This window comes from Carnobacterium sp. (assembly GCF_032094055.1).
Classification (GTDB): domain Bacteria; phylum Bacillota; class Bacilli; order Lactobacillales; family Carnobacteriaceae; genus Carnobacterium_A.
The window spans coordinates 1-4,659 of sequence record NZ_DAMDAK010000050.1 but is presented as its reverse complement, the minus strand read 5'-3'; the positions used below and the strand labels follow the sequence as shown (position 1 = coordinate 4,659).

The 4,659-nt window shown below is 36.4% G+C and carries 1 protein-coding gene; it reads left to right on the top strand.

Features of this window, described 5'->3' with window-relative positions:
• Window positions 1-4,659: Spy0128 family protein (locus RT405_RS08560; RefSeq protein ID WP_313469113.1), on the top strand; the 4,659-nt coding region annotated here is incomplete at both ends.

Below are 4,659 nucleotides of genomic sequence, written 5' to 3'. Positions count from 1 at the left end.
AGAATTAAGCGTAAGTAAAAAAGCTTTAAGTATTGATAAAGCAGCAAAACCGAATAGAATCCATTGGGAAATCTATGCTAATGATAATAAGACGAGCCAACATGTGAACTTAGTGAATGCGCTGCTTGAGGATAAGATTCCTGCAGATCAACGATTGATTGCTGATTCCATTGTTGTAACGCGTGCTGATGGAGTTCCATTAGAAAAGTTAGTTGGAATCACTGCGAATGATAACGACTTTAAAATTGAGTTCCCGGATGGACCTTATCAATACACTATTAGTTATCAAACTGAGATAGTAAAATACCCGTCAGAAGATCCTACTAATATTAACCAATACAATAATTATACAAAGCTAACCAACCAGCCGGGAACTAAACTTGAGCAGACTGACGATGCACGTGCTTTTATTAATTATTTTTATGATGGAACAAATAATCGTTCATCAAAAACAGGTACTCAGAATCCAGAAACTGAAAATGGTGACTGGACAGCGGTTGTAAATCCACTTGGGTTAACCATCAATAATGCAAAAATCGTAGATACTTTGATTGATAACTCAACATATGTGAAAGATACACTTAAACTAACAAATGCTAAGGGAATTGAAATTTCATCTAATCTCTACACCTTAACTTTTGCTGAGAATAATCGCAGCTTTACTATCGAATTCAATAAAAATCTTACAACTCCTATTCATTTATCGTACTCTACACGTCTTGATGACCATTTAATTGGGTCGTATAAAGTAACCAATACGATTGAATTACTTGGCGGTCAAGAGAAACGTTCAATCGATAAGCAAGTAAGTGAAACTAGTTCTCAACAATGGTTCTATGGCGGCGGCGGCAGCGGTCGAACAGTCCAATTTGAATTGACTAAGCAAAATTCAGATGGTGTATCACTGGAAGGCGCTGAATTTATGCTTGAAAGTGTCAACATCAATAATGTTAGCTCCTTAATTGATGCAGAAATTGTAACAAATGAAAAAGGGGTTTATATCTCTGGTGATATTCGTGCAGGTCGTTATATTCTGACTGAGACAAAAGCGCCAGACGGTTTCAAGAAACTTGAAAAACCAATTTACTTTATGATCGGCTATGCTAAAACTGGTGATGGCTATACAGCTACCCTAACAAATTCAAATTGGAAATCAGCTGAAAATGGACATGCATCAGCAGCAGGTAATGAGTTAACCATCATCAATGAATATGAACCTGTATCAGTGATCTTAGAGGCACTTAAGTTATTAGAAGGCAATAAGTCATTAGAAGAAGGTCAATTTACTTTTGAATTATTAAAAGATGGAAAAGTAATCGATACACAATCAAATGATTCGAAAGGGAAGATCACTTTTAAAGAATTATCTTATACAGAAATAGGTACGTATCAGTACCAAATCCGTGAAGTAGAAGGTAAACTACATGGCGTAACGTATGATCTTGAGCCACGTAACGTAACCGTTACGGTAGCAAACGATAAAGACGGAAAACTAATTCCGGCTGTATCCTATGATGAAAAGAACAATATTCCTAAATTTACAAATACGTATAAAGCCGATCCGACAAGTGTTACGTTTAAGGCTAAAAAGATACTTCAAGGACAAGAATTAGCAACAGACCAATTTGCCTTTGAATTAGTAGATGCTGAAAAAAATGTCGTTCAGACAGTAAAAAATAATGCTCAAGGCGACATCAACTTTAAAGCAATAAGTTATGAAACGGCAGGCGAATATACCTATACGATTCGTGAAGTAGTTGGGGATCAAGGTGGAGTTGATTACGATCCAGCAGAATTCACAGTTAAGGTAACCATTATAGACGATGGAAATGGTCAATTAGTAGCTACTGAGGATTATGGTGATAAACCAGTAGTATTTACAAATACGTATACGGCTGAATCAGGTAGTGTAGCGCTTAAAGCAAGCAAAGTATTAACAGGTCAAGAACTCATGGACGGCCAGTTTGAATTTGAACTAGTTGATAGTACAGACAAGGTCATTCAAACAAGTAAAAATAATGCAACAGGACAAATCAACTTTGATCCAATCACTTATGATAAAATTGGAGAACACACCTATACGATTCGTGAAGTTAAAGGTAGTCAAGGTGGCGTTGCTTACGATCCAACTGAATTTAAAGTTAAGGTAACCATTACAGATGATGGAAATGGTCAATTAGTAGCTACTGAGGATTATGGTGATAAACCAGTAGTATTTGCAAATACGTATACAGCTGAATCGGGTAGTGTAGAGCTTGAAGCAAGCAAAACATTAACTGGCTTAGAGCTTGTTAACGGTCAGTTTGAATTTGAACTAGTTGATAGTGCTGGGAAAGTCGTTCAAACAAAAACCAACAATGCAGTAGGTCAAGTCACCTTTGATAAAATTTCTTATGAGGAAGTTGGAGAATACGCCTATACGATTCGTGAAGTTAAAGGTGCTCAAAATGGTATCACATATGACGATTCTGAAAAGGCAGTTGTTGTCGATGTTGTCGATAATGGTCAAGGAAAGTTAGTAGCGACTGCAAAATATGAGAATGGATCTGCTGCTTTCATAAATAAGTATGTTCCAGCTCCAGTCCGCATTGAGTTAAAAGCCAAAAAAGTCTTAGAAGACCAAGAGTTAGCAGCTGATCAATTCGCATTTGATTTAGTAAATGCTGATGGAGAAGTTCTTCAGACAGTAGGAAACAATGCAACAGGTCAAATCATCTTTGATGAAATCACTTATGATAAAGTTGGAAAACACACTTATACGATTCGCGAAGTTAAAGGTACTCAAGGTGGCGTAACGTATGACTCAACTGAATACGAAGTTGTCGTTACAGTGACTGATGATAAAGAAGGAAACTTACATGCTAAGACCGTATATAGTAATGGAGAGGTTATTTTCAATAACAGTTATAAGGCAAATGACGGCCTAGCAACAATAAAAGCTTCTAAAAAGTTAGAAGGACAAAATTTACGAGAAAACCATTTTGAATTCAACTTGTTAGATGAAAATGAAAAAGTCATCCAAACAGCAACCAATAATGCCAAAGGCCAAATCAATTTCAATGCATTAACGTTTACAGAGCCAGGCAAATATGTATTTTATATTGAAGAAGTAAACAACAAGCTAGGCGGTGTAACATACGACGAAACACGTTATACAGCAACAGTTATCGTAACCGATAATGCAAAAGGACAATTAGAAACAACTATTGAATACAATGAAGAACCTATATTTACTAACCAATATGTAGCAGCACCAGCTATTGTTGATTTCAGAGCTAAAAAAATACTAGAAGGTCAAACATTAGTAACGGATCAATTTGCATTTGAATTAGTGGATATGGAGGGGAAAGTTCTTCAAACAGTAAACAATAATACACAAGGCGACATCAACTTTGAAGCAATAAAATATGAAACGGCAGGCGAATATGCCTATACGATTCGTGAAGTTCAAGGTGATCTTGGTGGAGTAAAATATGATAAAAATGAATTTAAAGTGGATGTGACAGTTGTAGACAATGGTAAAGGTCAATTAATAGCTAGTTCAAGTTATTTTGATGGACCAGCTTCGTTTACAAATACGTATATACCGGACCCAGATAGTGTAGTTCTTGAAGCAAGTAAAGTATTAAACGGGCAAGAACTACGGGAAGGTCAATTTGAATTCGAACTAGTAGACAACGTTGGAAAAGTCATTCAAACAAGTAAAAATAACGTTGAAGGGCAAGTTTTCTTTGATAAAATCACCTATGATAAAGTTGGAGAACACACCTATAAAATTCGTGAAGTTCAAGGTAGTCAAGGTGGCGTAACTTACGATGATTCTGATTTTAAAGTAGATATAACCGTCAAAGATGATGGTAAAGGAAACTTAGTTGCAACGACAAATTACATTGACGGACCAGCTGTATTTAATAATACGTATACTTCGGACCCAGATAGTGTAGTTCTCGAAGCAAGTAAAACATTAACTGGCCTAGAGCTTGTTAACGATCAGTTTAAATTTGAACTAGTTGATAGTGCAGGGAAAGTCATTCAAACAAAAACCAACAATGCAGTAGGTCAAGTCACCTTTGACGAAATCCCTTATGAGGAAGTCGGAGAATATACCTATACGATTCGTGAAGTTCAAGGTAGTCAAGGTGGCGTAACCTATGATGCAAATGAATTCCCAGTTAATGTAATAGTCGAAGATAATGGCGAAGGGAATTTAGTTGCTACTTCAAGATATACCAAAGGACCAGCTAACTTCACAAACGAATATGTTCCAGCTTCCGACAGTGTTGTCATAGAAGCAGATAAAATTCTAGAAGGCCAAAATCTAGTAGCGGATCAATTCGCATTTGAATTAGTGAATGCAGATGGGAGAATTCTTCAGACAGTAGGAAATAATGCAACAGGTCAAGTTATCTTTGATGAAATTACCTATGATGAAGTTGGAGAACACACTTATACGGTTCGTGAAGTCAAAGGTAGTCAAGGTGGCGTAACTTATGATGCAAATGAATTCAGAGTGGATGTAACGGTTACAGACAATGGTAAAGGTCAATTAATAGCTAGTTCAAATTATGTTGATGGACCAGTCTCGTTTACAAATATGTATACACCGGACCCAGATAGTGTAGTTCTCGAAGCAAGTAAAACATTAACTGGCCTAGAGCT